Genomic DNA, 14,705 nt, shown 5'->3' with positions numbered 1-14,705 from the left:
TTTTAGCATAAAATAAACCTAGAAAATTTAAAATGGTTGGGAGGATTGATAGAAAAATGATCTATGCAATGATTATTTGTTCTATAATTTTACTTTTATGTATAGCCTCGAGCAAGCTGCTCTATAGGTTCGGTATACCAACTCTTGCAATATTTATAATACTCGGGATGCTATTTGGATCTGATGGTATAGTCGGTATATACTTTAGCGATTATGAATTATCGAGACAAATTTGCTCTTTTGGTTTAGTATTTATAATGTTTTACGGTGGTTTTGGTACCAATTGGAAAGCAGGAAAGCCTGTATTTATTCCAGCATTACTCATGTCGACACTCGGAGTTATAATTACCGCGTCACTTACCGGTATGTTCTGTTATTTCGTTTTAAAAACTTCACTTCTTGAGGGATTATTAATCGGTTCAGTCGTTGCATCTACAGATGCAGCATCAGTATTCGCAATTTTGCGTTCTAGAAAATTAAATCTAAAAGATGGCTTGGGATCTCTACTTGAGATAGAAAGTGGCAGTAACGATCCAATTTCATATATGTTAACTGTAATCATAGTTTCTCTTATGTTAGGTAATGGTGAAGCATCCGTTTTATCAATGTTATTTTCACAAATAGTATTTGGACTTCTGATAGGCTTTATACTCGCCAAAATTACAGTTTTTACTCTTCAAAAAATAAATTTAGAAATAGATGGACTTTATCCAATTCTAGTAACCGCAATAGTAATACTTGGGTACGCTCTAAGTGAAACAGTCGGTGGCAATGGATATATATGTGTATACTTAATAGGTATAATCGTTGGAAATAGCAATATTCTTAACAAACGAAGTCTTTTTCACTTCTTTGATGGGATTTCGTGGATTATGCAGATAATGTTGTTCTTTACGTTAGGATTATTATCTTTCCCATCAGAAATACCTAAAATAATAGCTCCAGCTGTTATAGTATCGATATTTATGATATTCGTTGCTAGACCAATAGCAACTTTCTCAATACTTAGTTGGTTTAAGTTCCCAATTAAGCATCAACTATTCGTATCTTGGGTCGGACTTAGAGGTGCTGCATCAGTTGTTTTTGCAATATACGCAGTCTCTTTTAATATAAACCTAAATCAGGATATATTTCATATAGTATTTTTCGTAGCGCTGTTCTCAGTATTAGTTCAAGGTACTTTAATACCTACTTTTGCTAGAAAATTAGACCTTGTAGATGACAATGAATCTATATTCAAGACATTTACAGACTACGAAGAAGAATCTTTAACTCATTTGATGGAAGTTGAAATTACAAAGAGCAGCCCTTGGGTAAATAAGACCCTTTCTGAAGCTAATATTCCTCAGAGTATTCTAGTAGTTATGATTAAGCGAAATAAGAAAGCTATTGTTCCTAAAGGTTCTACTAAGATTAAATTAGGCGATGTGCTTGTATTAAACGGCATTGATTTTGATAAGATTCCTGTATAAAATATCGAAGTAAATCATATTGATGATCTTTAAAAATATCAAACGTAACGATATGTAGCAATGAAGTTCAGTAAATTCAAAATAATAAGTAATGATAACTTAAAACAACTAGGGATGTAAAGATAATCAGCTATTTAAGATAGGTTTTACCTAACTTTTCTAATTATCTATACATCCCTAATTTATTGTGAATACCTTATTATTTCACATGTATGTTCTCTAACTACTCTATCTTATAGATATATTCTACTTTATATATATAATTACGTATTTATATTTTTAATAAAACTTTCTATCCACACCTATTATACAGCCGTATTCTGGGTGAACTGATTTCACTAGATTTGTTATATTCGCTTTTATTTCTTCCTTAGTAATATTTCTGTCCAACTCATTTGGATCTACTACTACATCGAAAATTAGATTCTTCCTTTTACCTTTACCCACTATCCTAAAATCATGCATCGATAGTATATAAGTATTTTGCTTTAACATATCTTCTAGTTCTTGTCTTGTTTCATATATTTCTTCATCTTGAACGTTTACTGGGTCCATATGTATTACTAAGTATATTTTTAGTTTTTCTGACAATTCTCTTTCTGCTGTATCAATCACTTCGTGTATATCAAGAATATCTTTATCCGATGGAATTTCAGCATGTACAGATGCTATACTTTTTCCAACACCATAATTGTGAATAATTAGGTCGTGAACACCGATCACCATATCATATGACATCAATCCGTCAACTATTGAGTTTACAAGTTCTTCGTCTGGAGCTTCCCCAAGTAGTGGATTTATTGTATCTTTTACTAGTGTAAATCCTGCATATAAAATTAATAAAGAAACTACTATTCCAACATATCCATCTACTGGTATTGTTGTATATTTAGCTGCTAAAAATGATAGTACAACACAGCTTGATGTAACAACATCTCCCATTGCATCTAGAGAAGCTGCTTTTAACGCTGAAGAATCTATTTTTTTACCGATAAATTTATTAAATCTGCTCAGCCATATTTTGATCAATATAGACATAAAAAGTATTATAAATGGTATCATTTCAAATTTTATAGGTAATGGATTTAATATTCTTTCCACTGAAGACTTTATGAACTGAACCCCAACCAACATAACCATAAATGCAACTATAAGCGCTGATAAGTACTCAAGTCTTCCGTGTCCAAATGGATGCTCTTCATCTGGGGGCGCACATGAAAGTTTAAAACCTACTATAGTTATAACTGACGATGCCATGTCAGATAAGTTGTTAAATGCGTCTGCCATTACAGCTATACTTGAAGTAAACAAACCTATAGCTAACTTGAAGGCAAACAGCAAAAAATTCATAAAAATCCCAACTATCCCCGCTAGATAGCCGTATTTATTTCTTACATCTTCATCTTGTATATTTTCATTGTCTTTTACAAAGGATTTTACTAATAAGTTTGATAACAATTTCATTCCTCCTCATATTCGTATTACTCAATTATTATTCAATAGTTAATAGAGATATAAAATCTCATCTTTTATATTATACCCAAAGTGTTTGTTAATTTACCTTATTTTGAGTTGAAAATGTATTATATCATAAATATAACAATATTTACTATAATTTACTATTTATATTTGCTAATTATCTGAGAAAACTATAAACTATATTTAAGGTACAAAAATAATATTTATATGGGGTGATAATAATGGTAAGTAAAAAATTATTTGACAAGCTAAATGCTCAAGTGAATTTCGAGATATATTCTTCATATGTTTATTTAGCTATGGCATCTTATGCTGAATCTATTGATCTAAGCGGTTTCGCTAATTTCTTTAGGGTTCAAGTTCAAGAAGAACTGTCTCATGCAATGAAGTTATACGACTACATCTTCCAAAAAGATGGGATGGTTACTTTAGAAGAAATACCTAAACCAAAAGCTGAGTACAAAGATATTCTAGAAGTTATAGAAGAAGCTTTTGATCATGAAAAATTAGTAACTAGCAAAATATACGACTTAATGGACGTTGCAACTGAAGAAAAAGAACACGCTACTAAAAGCGTACTTCAATGGTATGTTGACGAGCAAGTTGAGGAAGAAGATAACTTTCACAACTTAGTTAAAAAAGTCAAAAGAGCTAAAGACAACCAAGTCGCTCTTTACATGCTTGATGACGAACTTGCTCAAAGAGTTTACGTTCCTCCAACTACTACAAACAATTAATTACTATAACAAGTAATATAAATTTTAATTCTTTAAATTTTTAAGGGGCTATCCAATTGGACAACCCCTTATTTACGTGAAATTTTCTAGCTGAATTTAATTTTTTAGACTAATTCATTTTTTGTTTTTCCTATCAAAAGCTTTAGATCTATTGTTATTTCATTTATATTTGAATCCAATATATCTTCCAACTTCTTCAGTGGAATATTTGATGTCATCGGTGTCATTTTCAGTAAATCTTTTAGCGTCTTTTTATCTATTTTTATGGTGTATTTAATCCGCTTCTCGTAGACTAATTCTAAATTTTCCTCAAATTTATTTACTATTTTTTCATTTGAATAACTCTCTCTTTCTATATATCCAGTTAGATTTCTTCTTATTTCTTTTAAGTATCCTTCCTCTGGAACTACTTTTATTACTATTCCTAAGGGATTTAGTATTCTTTTAAATTCACTGTAGTTTGCTGGTGATAAGACATTTAAAATTATATCTATTTCTTTATCCATTACTGGTAAATTTGAAAGGTCAGTTACACACCAGAGTATGTTTTCTTCATCCATAGCAGATATTTTAATCGCTTCTTTAGATATATCTGCTCCAATTAGATTTGTTTTATCTGATATTTGTTTTACTTTTGATAGGTAATTTAGCAGATACCCTTCTCCGCTTCCAGCATCTAGTATACGACTTATGGAATTGCTCTTTATATTTGCTGTTATTATATCCGAAATTTCTTTAAATAGAGCGTTGTAAACTCCGTAAGTGTATACGCTATTTCTCGCTTGGAATAACTCTCTGTTGTATATATCGCTTTTCTTTGTTTTTAAGAAATTGAGATATCCCTTTTTTGAGATATCGAAGCAATGCTTACCCTTGCATATTAGGCTGTTTCCTGTAATAATGTCAAACCTGCTAAAACATTGTGGACATCTCATTGTATATTTATTTGTTTCTAAATTATTTTTTACTCTGTCTAATTTCTTTATCTTTATTCTGTCTAATTTCTTTATCTTTCTTATTTCCATTGCACAATCTCCTTCTATTGATAAACTGATCAATTTACGGGATTGCGCCTATTATAATAGTTTTACTAAGATGATAGCCACAAACCCGTGCTATCCTCTCAATCTTATGTAATAAACCATTTTAAGCCTCCTATACAAATTCTTTTAGTTAAATTTAGTTAAATCTAATTGACTTTCCTAAAATCTATTTTGTAATTACTTCTATTATATCTCTAAAACCCCAGTATTACCATGGCTTCTTACCATTTAACCAACCGTTATTTTTCCAGTAATCTGAATCTACAGCAGTCCAAGTATTTCCCTTCTGCATTTTAGACACCATACCAAACAAAATACGAGTCAACACTTTTGGACTCTTACCTTTACTTACATTCCATTTGTATATTTCTTTGCATAACTTATCCGTATTTTTATTTAATTTTGGATCATTGTATATTTCATCTTTCGACTTCGCTAAAACCCTCAATCCAATTGTTTTATATCTTGAAACCCCCCAAAATAAAAAGTTATTTTTAAATGTTTTGTTTGTGTGACCAATTCCACCTCCTGCCGCTGATGAGATTCCAACCGCAAATTTATTAAACATCTCTTTCTCAGGTCTATGCAGCATCCACATATACGCCATATGATCTAAAAATGATTTCATACTTCCACTTACATCAAAAACATACACTGGCGAACTTAGAATAATCACATCTGCCGATAAAATAGACTCAATAATTGGTGATAACTCAGTATAATGTGGACAACTTTCCTTGCTTTTCAAAATACACTGCATACAGCCTGTGCAGAATTTATTGAAATCTTTTGCTAAAAAATATTCTACCTTGTTTACTTCTGTCATTTTGCTTAATTTATCTGTTAAAACCTCTACACATCTATGTGTATTGCCGTTTTTATTGCTTGCATTTATAACAGTTACATTCAACACTACTCCCCCTTATTTTCTACTGTACAAATCCTAAATCCCTTTCCCATTATACTCTCTATTGTAAGCATCTTTCTAAACTTTAGAGCGCATTTGTTACATATATAGTATTCAAAAATTTTATATGTGATTTTTATAAGTTCCTCTGTACCTATATGAGCATAAATAGAAATATTTGCGTCTTCTACTGAATAAGGAAGCACTAAGCCCTCGTAAAGCTTTTCTTCTTTCTTAGAGTAATATTCTACTATATAATCAAATATACTTTACTTACTCTTAAAGTGATAGTATATTGAGCTCTTTTTTATCCCTAACACCTTGCTATTTCTCTTACAAAAACAGCGCTATATCACTTTTTAGAAAACAAGTTAAACGATTCATAAACTATCTTTTCTTTAGTATCCATAATAATTAATATAATTAGCAATAAAAAATAGCTGTATCAAAAGCGAATTTTTTACGCTAATGATACAGCTACATAATGTATTAAGTTATTGAACTTTCTTAATAGGATAATAAAAATATTCTCTAATCGATCTAGTTATATTCATGGCAGTGTTGCCGCATAATACACTATCCATCGTGTGCTCTTTTATTTTATCGTATTTTTCAAATATTTCTTGTGCTAGTTCAAAGTCATTGTATACTTTCCAATAACCACACATCAAACATTTTTTATCAGAGCAATCTATAAAGTCTTTTACATCTTTTATAGGTATACCTAAAAATAATCCAAGCTCATGTGGGCAGTGGTATTTTGCATACCTAACTTTCAATTTATCGATGTAATCTTCTACGCTTCCATTTTTATAACCTAGTCCCGTTAGAAATTTGTTATTCTCGTATTGAGACACACACTCCTCTATAGATTTAGAATCGTAAATCATCAGTACAACCACATCGTTGTTTTCACGTAACTCTGTAAATTTCAAATTAATTTCAGCAATAAAATCTTTTCCGTATTTTATCCATCTGTTGTATAGCATATCGTTTTTCTTTTTGATAGTTATAGTAGATGCTGGCTTTAAATGAGAAATCACGGGAGAAATTGAATAAAGCAAAAACATTTCTATGTATTCTTTATCTGAGAGAGAGTTCAGTTTATCGTAAAAATTTAAATACTTCATACTTTATTTATTTTGAAATCTTTCTTCCAAACTCTTTGCACTCTTCAGATGTTGTATCATCTGGATCGTTGTTTACTATTAGACCATCATCTATTAAAACAGCTCCATATCCAGTTATTCTATCTTGCCAATCTCTCATCCATTGGCCATCTCCCCATCCGTATGATCCAAATAAAGCTACCTTCTTATTTTTTACCTTATCAGCTATACTCTCCAAAAATGGTTCAAATTCGCCCTCTTCTAAAACCTCATCTCCCATTGAAGGACAACCTAGAATAACTATTTCCTCATTATCAAATATATCAGGATTGGCGCTTTCTACGCTTATTACCTCAGCAGTTTTACCGTTTTCTTCGATCCCTGATGCAATTAAATTCGCCATCATTTCTGTATTTCCTGTTCCTGACCAATATACTATTTTCATATCAACAACCTCCATATTTATATTTAATTAATATTGAAATTCATTCTCAATCATTATTTTAGATTAATTAGTTTACATTGTCAATATAAATTTTTAAAAATTATTGAAACTAATTTTTTATCGCCAAAATCTTTCTGAGAATCATTATCCGCATAAAAAAAAGAATCTATATTCTTTCTATAGATTCTTTAATATTCTTAGTATATTCTCCACCATGATAACAAATTATTTTTTTGATATCATAGTTTAGTAATTTTTTAGCTGATTTTTTTGCTAGTCTATTGTCTATATTAGTTCTTGGATTTGCTGTTAGTAAACGCCCTTTGTAAAGAACGAGCGCATCTCCAGTAACCAATGTCTTACTTTCCTTTAAATAAACTGAAATATGGCCAGGCATATGCCCTGGAGTTGATATTATCTCTATTCCTCCACACCAGTCAAATGAATCTCCTCCAGTAACACATCTATCTATTTTAACTTTTTTAAGAATAGTGAACTTTTTCTTTGCGTGCTGGTTCATTACCCTTTCAGTCCTAGACATTGAATTTCTCCTAGACCTTGCGTTTACAATCCTTAACGAAGTTTCCTCACCACTTATAAATCTCTTGTCGTAAGAAGAGGAAATAGTTTCTATATTAGGATACTTTTCTTTAAACTCTGCTAAAGCCCCGAAATGATCAAAATCATGGTGTGTAATTATTATCTTTGTCAGCTTGCTTAAATCAATGCCCTTTTTTAAAGCAGCATTTTCTAATAAATCCAAACTCCCAGGATATCCACAATCTATCATTATCATGTCATTATCATCGCTAATTATTACTGGAAATATTCGGTCTACATGTTTATTTAGTATAAAGTCAAATTCTATAACTGATATTTTGCTCATCTTGTCGTCCTCTCAATGGTTGTAATTAATTCAAATTATGTATAATTAAATCAATATATTTTTTTAAATCAGATTTGCTTTGTAAAATCTAAATATAAGTTATTTAAAAATATCCAATAATAAATTATATCACTTTTTAGATAAGATGAACAATACTAGTAATAGCAATAAGTCTGTTATTTTTTTATCCATTCTTTTTGTTAATTTTTTATTTCGCTATTATTCATATGTTTCTTTTATTTAGCTTTATAAATTATTTTTTGAATATCAATCTTTTTATCCTGCATTTTATTTTTTATTAAGAAGTCTTGAGTCTCTTCTAGTGACTGTATATCTTTATCTGTTATATCTATATTGAAATCATACCAAGAATACATTTCTTTAGTTTCTTCAACAGTTAAATCTACTTCTTTTGCTACTTTTTCGATAACTTCTTCACTATTTTTATTCATATAGTCTAAAGTCTCTTTTTCAACTTTTTTAAATCTTTCTACTAATTCAGGATATTTTTCTGCAAATTCTTTGCTAACAGCTGTAACTATTATTCCATCAACTAAACCTTCACCATTTGTAACAAGTGTGCTTCCAGAATTTAAGGCTTTAAGAGCTGCTGGCCCTGCTAATAATGCTGCATCAACACTACCATCTGATAAAGCTGTAGACGCCTCTGGTATCCCCATATTTAAAAACTCGACATCATCTATAGTCTTACCTTCTTTGTCTAATGATGCTACTAAAACTTGATGAAGGACTGTTCCTTTAGGACCCGCTACCTTTTTACCTACTAAATCTTTGGCTGATTTTATTGAACTGTCATTAGTTACAATCATAAACCCTTTTGGAGATCTACTGTATGTATTTAAAATTTCTAATTCAACGCCATTTGAAGCCGCTATTAATGCAGATGTTCCACCAAGTGCATGAAGAAAATCTATTTCTCCAGCTGCTAATGCTTGTGTCTGATCTGGTCCAGATGTTATCTCATGGAAGTTAACTTTTATATTGTCATCTTTGAATTCTTTTCCAAATAAATCATCACTTTTTTGTAAGATAGATGGTACATTTAGTGGTGCTTTAACATAGGTTAAATTTATTTCCTTTGGATATTCTACTGTTTTTTCATTGTTGTCTTTTCCTTCTTCTGCTGTTTTTCCACAACCTACCATAGCAACAGTAAGTGCTAAAACTGTAATACCTGATAATAACTTCTTAATTTTCATATGTATACCCCTTTGTTATTGTATTTATATTATTATTTAAATCGCTCTTATTTAGTTACTTCTTTGTATTTTGTTTTATCCCTATCTATTTCTTTGTATCTAGACTTGTCCTAGTTGCACTATGTATTTTGCCTTGTCCTAGTTACTACTATGTATTTTGCCTTGTCCTAGTTACTATTATGTATTTTCCTGTCCTAGTTGCTTATTTATATCTTGACTTGCCTTATCTATTTTCTTTATATTTTGCTTATCCTTTTAAAAGACTTAATATATCCTTTTTTAAAACGATAAAGTGCTCAGATGTCAAATCCCTATCATAACCTTTATCTATATTGAGCTCTATTAACTTCTTATCTTTTGAAAATACCACTATTTTTTTACCAATTTTAAGAGCTTCGTCTATATCATGAGTTACAAATATTACGCCTTTATTAGTAGACTCGTGTATCCTTATAACTTCATTTTGCATGTCTATTCTTGTAAAGTAGTCTAGTGAAGAAAATGGCTCGTCCATTAGCAAGATATCAGGATCAAAAGAAAGAGCTCTAGCTATACTTACTCGTTGTGCCATCCCGCCGGATAATTCATTTGGATATAAATTCTTAAATTTCTGTAAATTCATAATATCAAGATACTTATCTACATCTACATTTCTAAATTTTCCTTTAGGTTTTATTAACTTACTTATAAAACCGTATGAATTAAAATTCGATTTGTCATTATGAAATGAAATGTTTTCACTCACATTTAGCCAATACATAAGTCTGCTTTCTTGAAATACAAAACCCACTTTAGGTTTGCGTTCATTATTATCTTTCTTAAATTTAATTTCTCCGTGGCTTATATCCTCTAGTCCAGCTATAACCCTAAGTAGTGTAGTTTTTCCACATCCACTAGCTCCCAATATAACAGTTATATCGTTGCTATCAATATCTAATGAGACATCATTTAGAACAGTATGCCTACTATCGCCGATATTATAGTATTTGGATACATTTTTAAGTGTATAGCCAGAACTAATCATATGCCTCTACCGCCTTTCCTTTGCCTACCTTTTTAACCAGTTTAGAAAAAATATAATCGGTTAATATACCTAAAACCCCAATTACTATTATCCCTACTATTACAACATCAGTTTTAGACATCTCTTTTCCATCTGATATTAGATATCCAAGTCCTGACGATGCTGCAACAAGTTCAGCTCCTATAATAGCTCTAAAACTATAACCTAGGGCTAACTTTAATCCTATAGCAATATCTAAAATCGCATTTGGTATAATTATTTTAAATATTATTTGTAGGCCTGTTAGCTCAAATATCTCGCCGACTTCAACCAGCTTTGGGTCGCAATCTCTTATACCTTTCAATGTATTTGTAAATATAGGGAAAAATGATGCTAAAATTATTATTATTATCTTAGATTTTTCTCCTATACCAAACCACAGTATAAGCATTGGAATAAGTGCCAAAGGCGGTGTATTTCTAAGGAAATTTATAAGTGGCTTGAAGTATTCATAAGCATTTTTATGTACGCCAAAAAATATTCCAAGAGGTATTCCTAAAATTGCACTTATAATAAATCCTACAATTACTCTCTTCACACTCGCATAAATATTGATAAATATTGATCCGTCAATTATCATATCTATAAAAGTTTTAAACACTTTTTCTGGAGGTGGGAGTATATAGCTATTCCATACACCAATCTCTGTTACTACCTTCCATGCAATAAGTATTACTACAAATATTATAATTCCTCTTAACTTTTCTAAACCTATAGGTCTTCTAGCATTTTCCTTCATTTATAAACCATCTCCATTATTACATCCATCTTTACAGTAGAGCATCTCCACTACTTCAACTTTGCTCTTAGGATCCTCAATTATTTTTCTAACCTCTTTAATAATTACCTCTTCAGATGAAATCTCAATTACATTTTCAAATGAATCCCTAAAAAATCCTAGAGGTATAGGAGAACTTTCTATTTTTCCTAATGATAGTATTTCTTCACTCTCAGCAAACTCCTTCCATGTATAGAAAAATAGATTTTTTTTATCTTTAAGTCTATCTTTAGCAAAATCTCTAAGCTGTGTACATGGACAGGTTATTATTAATATATCATCATCTTCTTTTATGTATTTATCGTATAGGACTCTAGATGTTCTGATTAGAATTGGCTCTATGTTTGGAGTATCGAATGGATCAGTCATAGCGTTTCTCTTTAAAAGGTCTATAGCTTCTGGACATCTACAGTCTAAGATCGTCTTATCAGTATATTTCGAGTGCTTGATATACTGATTTCTCACGTATTCAAGTTGAGGATCACAGTTAGCAATTATGTAATCTCTATCTATTAATCCATTTTTTATAGAATCAAATTTGTTGCCATACATCTTTTCTGCTACTGGATTAATCCATATACATTTTTTCATTTTATCCCTTTTTCCTTTCGTAATTGATATTAAATATCATTATCGATTCAAGTATATTAAAATAGTCGAACTTTGTCAATAATTATTATATTAAAATACAAATACTATCAAATACTATATACCCATATATTTATAATTTAAATTAAACAATAAAAGTACCTAAAGTTTATAATTACTGAAAAACTTTAGGTACTTATATATAAATACTTAAAAAATCTAATTTTTATTGATTATATTGCATATACACTAATAATACTACTATCTTCTATCATCTAAATCATTATTTACAATAAAATACTTTTGGTTCTTTTCTAACCGGTGGATCCAATTCTTTTCTCATATATCCCATTGAAAGAGTCGTAACTAATTCATAGTTTTCAGGCACATTATATTTTTCTTTAAATTCTTTAGTATTGCAAACATGTTCAGCGAACCCAACCCAACACGTACCAATTCCCATAGAATGCGCCGCAAGCATTATATTTCCAGCTGCTAGGGTACAATCATACACATGCCAGTGAGAATCTGTGTTTCCAAATATAAGCAATAAATAGGGGCTCCTATTGAGTAAACTCATCTTAGGATTGTGCAACCAAGACTCGTACTGTTTAAAGTAAGGCAACTTCTCTAAATTATCAGCTACATATTTCTTTGTTATATCATTTAGTTTATCAATTTCTTCTTTGTCCTTAATTATTACAAAACCCCAGGGCTGTTCATTCGATCCAGTAGATGCTTTTACTCCAAGATTCAATAGTTCGTTAAATGTTTCGTCCGTTATTTCCTGATCTGTATAAGAACGACCACTTCTTTTGTTATTGATACACTCTAAAATATCCATTATACACACCTCTTTACTTTTATTTGTTAGCTTACCTACTTACATTTACCTACTTATATGTACATATTTCTCTATGTACAATTATATATTAGAAACATTAGATTGTAAAATGATAGTAAAAAATGGGTGATGCATTGAAGACATGCTTAGTATGTATAGTATATGTAAATTTACACATAAGAATAGATTTAGACGCAAAAATGAACCTCTAAAAATTAGATTTTTAGGTCTAACTTTTGGGGGTTCATTTCAATAATCTATCTTTTTATATAAAAAAATACATATTATTTTTTTAACACAAATGCTATTGTTGATAAATATTATTTTCCCAAATAGCTATATTCTATAAATTAACTATTTGTGAAGATCCCTTTTAAATATTTATTTAATAGTCTATGAGAGTTTATCATATTTTCATAAGCGAAAAATTTATTCTTCTATCGGTGTAAGAGATGCTTGGAAATGTCTAAGAATTGGTGGCTCCCAAGTTATTTTGTATCCTTTTACTGTGTGAGCTCTTTCTTTTATTGCTATAAGAGCATCTGCCATCACATCTATGTGGGCTTGAGTATAAACTCTTCTCGGTATAGCAAGTCTCGTGAATTCAAATTCAGATTTAAGTTGTTCACCTGTATCTGGGTCGTTACCAAGCATGTAAGAACCTATTTCACAAGTACGTATTCCTGCTTCTTTGTATAATTCTACTGCAAGTGCTTGACCTGGGTACTCATTATAAGGTATATGAGGCAATAATGCCTTTGCATCTACGAATACCCCATGTCCACCTACTGGTGATTGATAAGCTATTCCTGCATCATCAAGTTTAGCTGCTAAGTATTCCATTTGACCTATTCTGTATCTTAAATAATTTTCATCCAGACCTTCATACAAACCTATCGCAAGGGATTCCAAATCACGTCCTGATAAACCTCCATATGTAACGAATCCTTCAAATGAAATAGTGCGAGCTTTAGCTGCTTGAAATAATTCCTCGTCTTCTTTTATTCCTAATAATCCACCCATGTTTACAATAGTATCTTTTTTAGCACTCATAGTAAACATATCAGCATAGCTAAATATTTCTCCTATTATATCTTTTATAGGTTTATCTTGGTATCCTTCTTCACGTTTTTTTATAAAATAAGCATTTTCTGCATATCTAGCAGCATCTATACACAATGGTATATTGTTCTTCTTACATATTTCAGATGTTTTTCTTACATTTTCTACTGAAACAGGCTGACCTCCAGCAGAGTTATTAGTTATTGTCATTATTACAATACCTACATTTTCAGCTCCATATTTTGCTATTAATCTTTCTAATTTCTCAGTATCCATATTTCCTTTGAATGGTACTCTTAAAGTTGGATCTCCAGCTTCTTTAACTACACAGTCTATAGCTCTTGCTCCAGTTAATTCAACATGCGCTCTTGTTGTATCGAAGTGCATATTTGATATAGAATATTTTCCTTCACCCATTAGAAGTCCAAATAGAACTTTCTCAGCAGCTCTACCTTGGTGAACTGGCTGTATAAATTTATATCCAAATATATCTTGACCTGCCTCTATAAGATTGTAATAACTCTTTGCTCCAGCATAAGCCTCGTCACCCCTCATAACTCCAGCCCATTGTTCTTGACTCATTGCGTTTGTTCCACTATCTGTCAGTAAATCTATATAAACGTCTTCACCTTTTAAATTGAATAAATTATATTTTGCTTCTCTTATTCTTTCTTCTCTTTCTTCTTTCGACAACATCTTGATTGTCTCAATCATTTTAATTCTGAATGGTTCTGGCACATACTTTACACTCATTTTAAAATCCTCCTATTATCTGAATTCTTTATATTATATTAAGGGAATAGTCTTAAAATTCCTTAATATGATAAACTACTCAAGATAACTTTTCCAATTTTATGAATATAATTTATTATAAATGTTTATTAATTAAATTAATCATAAAGAGCGTCAACTTCGACTATCAAATATTCCCCTGCTTGAATTTCTACTTTTTCCTCGTTGTTATCACTATATAAATGTAAATAAGTAAATATCCAATCGATATTCTCACAATTGTATAAAGAATTTATTTTATAAATTAAGTCTATATTGTGTATAATGGAAATATAATCAA

General features: G+C 30.5%; 15 protein-coding genes. 2 read left to right on the top strand and 13 right to left on the bottom strand.

The window, feature by feature from the left end:
- The first annotated feature begins 56 nt into the window (after positions 1-56).
- Entirely contained in the window at positions 57-1,472 is a 1,416-nt protein-coding gene (locus J2Z43_RS07995; RefSeq protein WP_209456697.1) for a potassium/proton antiporter, read from the top strand.
- Between the two features lie 279 nt (positions 1,473-1,751).
- On the opposite strand, the gene J2Z43_RS07990 is transcribed toward J2Z43_RS07995, so the two are convergent.
- On the bottom strand, positions 1,752-2,936 hold the full coding sequence (locus J2Z43_RS07990; protein WP_334299288.1) for a cation diffusion facilitator family transporter: 1,185 nt from the start codon (positions 2,934-2,936) through the stop codon (positions 1,752-1,754).
- Between the two features lie 236 nt (positions 2,937-3,172).
- On the opposite strand from J2Z43_RS07990, the gene J2Z43_RS07985 reads away from it, so the two are divergent.
- Entirely contained in the window at positions 3,173-3,688 is a 516-nt protein-coding gene (locus J2Z43_RS07985; RefSeq protein WP_209456695.1) for a ferritin, read from the top strand.
- A gap of 104 nt (positions 3,689-3,792) precedes the next feature.
- On the opposite strand, the gene J2Z43_RS07980 is transcribed toward J2Z43_RS07985, so the two are convergent.
- From J2Z43_RS07980 to J2Z43_RS07925, 12 genes are all read right to left on the bottom strand, one after another.
- Entirely contained in the window at positions 3,793-4,713 is a 921-nt protein-coding gene (locus J2Z43_RS07980; RefSeq protein ID WP_209456694.1) for a putative RNA methyltransferase, read from the bottom strand.
- A 226-nt stretch (positions 4,714-4,939) separates the two neighbouring features.
- Complete coding sequence (locus J2Z43_RS07975) at positions 4,940-5,641, bottom strand: flavodoxin family protein (protein WP_209456693.1); 702 nt, start codon at positions 5,639-5,641, stop codon at positions 4,940-4,942.
- 2 nt (positions 5,642-5,643) lie between these two features.
- On the bottom strand, positions 5,644-5,844 hold the full coding sequence (locus J2Z43_RS07970) for a hypothetical protein (protein ID WP_209456692.1): 201 nt from the start codon (positions 5,842-5,844) through the stop codon (positions 5,644-5,646).
- Between the two features lie 288 nt (positions 5,845-6,132).
- Positions 6,133-6,768: a DUF3793 family protein gene (locus J2Z43_RS07965; protein ID WP_209456691.1), complete on the bottom strand. Its 636-nt coding sequence runs from the start codon at positions 6,766-6,768 to the stop codon at positions 6,133-6,135.
- Positions 6,769-6,775: 7 nt separating this feature from the next.
- On the bottom strand, positions 6,776-7,192 hold the full coding sequence (locus J2Z43_RS07960) for a flavodoxin (RefSeq protein ID WP_209456690.1): 417 nt from the start codon (positions 7,190-7,192) through the stop codon (positions 6,776-6,778).
- 166 nt (positions 7,193-7,358) lie between these two features.
- Entirely contained in the window at positions 7,359-8,078 is a 720-nt protein-coding gene (locus tag J2Z43_RS07955) for an MBL fold metallo-hydrolase (RefSeq protein WP_209456689.1), read from the bottom strand.
- A 236-nt stretch (positions 8,079-8,314) separates the two neighbouring features.
- Positions 8,315-9,298 (bottom strand): NrtA/SsuA/CpmA family ABC transporter substrate-binding protein, encoded by a 984-nt coding sequence (locus J2Z43_RS07950; protein WP_209456688.1) that lies wholly within the window; start codon positions 9,296-9,298, stop codon positions 8,315-8,317.
- 247 nt (positions 9,299-9,545) lie between these two features.
- Complete coding sequence (locus J2Z43_RS07945; protein ID WP_209456687.1) at positions 9,546-10,322, bottom strand: ABC transporter ATP-binding protein; 777 nt, start codon at positions 10,320-10,322, stop codon at positions 9,546-9,548.
- Positions 10,315-11,100: an ABC transporter permease gene (locus J2Z43_RS07940; RefSeq protein WP_209456686.1), complete on the bottom strand. Its 786-nt coding sequence runs from the start codon at positions 11,098-11,100 to the stop codon at positions 10,315-10,317. Before J2Z43_RS07940 ends, J2Z43_RS07945 begins: the two co-directional genes overlap by 8 nt.
- The gene (locus tag J2Z43_RS07935; RefSeq protein ID WP_209456685.1) at positions 11,101-11,730 is read right to left on the bottom strand and encodes a hypothetical protein; all 630 of its coding nucleotides are present in this window, start codon (positions 11,728-11,730) and stop codon (positions 11,101-11,103) included.
- A gap of 280 nt (positions 11,731-12,010) precedes the next feature.
- Positions 12,011-12,571 carry a nitroreductase family protein gene (locus J2Z43_RS07930; protein ID WP_209456684.1) on the bottom strand — a complete coding sequence of 187 codons (561 nt, stop codon included), beginning with the start codon at positions 12,569-12,571 and terminating at the stop codon, positions 12,011-12,013.
- Between the two features lie 429 nt (positions 12,572-13,000).
- The gene (locus J2Z43_RS07925) at positions 13,001-14,386 is read right to left on the bottom strand and encodes a tryptophanase (protein WP_209456683.1); all 1,386 of its coding nucleotides are present in this window, start codon (positions 14,384-14,386) and stop codon (positions 13,001-13,003) included.
- Between the last annotated feature and the right edge of the window lie 319 nt (positions 14,387-14,705).

Source organism: Metaclostridioides mangenotii (assembly GCF_017873185.1).
In the GTDB taxonomy this organism is placed as follows: Bacteria; Bacillota; Clostridia; order Peptostreptococcales; family Peptostreptococcaceae; genus Metaclostridioides; species Metaclostridioides mangenotii.
This window is presented reverse-complemented; position numbering and strand designations above follow the sequence as displayed.